The 252-nt window shown below is 60.7% G+C and carries 1 pseudogene; it reads right to left on the bottom strand.

Annotated features, from left to right (window positions below):
* Nucleotides 1-252, bottom strand: a pseudogene (locus B7449_RS23210) (phosphoadenosine phosphosulfate reductase family protein); the annotation flags it as partial.

Genomic DNA, 252 nt, shown 5'->3' with positions numbered 1-252 from the left:
CGATCCCGCCTTGGCGCGCGGAGAAATACAGCCTGACGCCAAGGGATGCAGCCAGATGCCGCCCGTAATCGGGCACATGCGGCCAGTCAAAAACGTCCCCGTCATCGTCCACAAGATGGTGCCACCACTCGATGCGCTGCAGCGCCACGCCCTTTTCGAGCAGGTGCAGCGTACTGGCGAGGGAATCCTTGCCAAAGGAGCAAGCAACGATGACGTGATCATAACGCGCCAGATCAGGTATCTCTCCGGGCT

It is taken from the genome of Komagataeibacter intermedius TF2 (assembly GCF_000964425.1).
Taxonomy (GTDB): Bacteria; Pseudomonadota; Alphaproteobacteria; order Acetobacterales; family Acetobacteraceae; genus Komagataeibacter; species Komagataeibacter intermedius.
The sequence above is the reverse complement of the archived record's forward strand: the minus strand, read 5'-3'. Positions and strand labels throughout refer to the sequence as shown.